1 protein-coding gene is annotated in these 1,063 nt (G+C 65.5%); it reads right to left on the bottom strand.

Features of this window, described 5'->3' with window-relative positions:
* On the bottom strand, positions 1 to 1,063 hold a 1,063-nt coding region (locus AC1D00_RS42560), incomplete at both ends, for a GAF domain-containing protein (protein ID WP_477014840.1).

The following is a 1,063-nucleotide window of genomic DNA, read 5'->3' as shown; positions in this document are numbered from 1 at the left end:
CTGCACCTTCTGCTCGAGCTGGTCGTTGGTCTGCTGCAATTCGCGCTGCTGGGTCTGAAGCTCGCCGGCCAGCTGCTGCGACTGCTTGAGCAGGCCTTCGGTCTGCATCGTCGCCTCGATCGAGTTGAGCACGATGCCGATGGAGTCGGTGAGCTGCTCCAGGAAGGTCATCTGCGAGGTCGTGAACGAGGTCAGCGAGGCGAGCTCGATCACGGCCTTGACCTGGCCCTCGAACAGCACCGGCAGAACCACGAGGTTCTTCGGGGCGACGCGGAACAGCGCCGAGTTGATCGGCACCACGTCGGAGGGAATATCGGCGACCACGCGCGGCCGCCTGTCGAGCGCGCATTGGCCGATCAGGCCGTCGCCGAATGGCAGTACGCGCTGGTAGGGGTAGACGCCGTCGCCGGCGTAGGAGGCGAGCAGCAGGAGCTGTGGATTGTCCTCGTTCTCGACCTGGTAGATCACGCCGGTATGCGCGTTCACCAGCGGCGACAGTTCGGTCAGCAGCAGCCGGCCGACGGTGGCGAGGTCGCGCTGGCCCTGAAGCATGTTGGTGAATTTCGCGAGGTTGGTCTTCAGCCAGTCCTGCTCGGTGTTCACGTCCGTCGTGAGACGGAGGTTCGTGATCATCGTGTTGATGTTGTCCTTCAACTCCGCGACTTCGCCGCGGGCGTCGACCTGGATCGACCGCGTCAGGTCGCCCTTGGTCACCGCGGTCGCCACCTCCGCGATCGCGCGCACCTGTGAGGTGAGGTTGGCCGCCAGCAGGTTGACGTTGCCGGTGAGGTCTTTCCAGGTGCCGGCGGCGCCGGGCACGTCGGCCTGGCCGCCGAGGCGTCCCTCGACGCCGACCTCGCGCGCCACCGACGTCACCTGGTCGGCGAAGGTCGCAAGTGTCTCGGTCATGTTGTTGATGGTGTCGGCGAGTGCTGCGACCTCGCCCTTCGATTTCACCGTGAGATTCTGCTTCAGGTCGCCGTTGGCGACCGCGGTCACGACCTTGACGATGCCGCGGACCTGCTCGGTCAGGTTCGCCGCCATGAAGTTCACGGTGTCGGTG

This window comes from Bradyrhizobium sp. P2_E8, assembly GCF_056403875.1.
The sequence above is the reverse complement of the archived record's forward strand: the minus strand, read 5'-3'. Positions and strand labels throughout refer to the sequence as shown.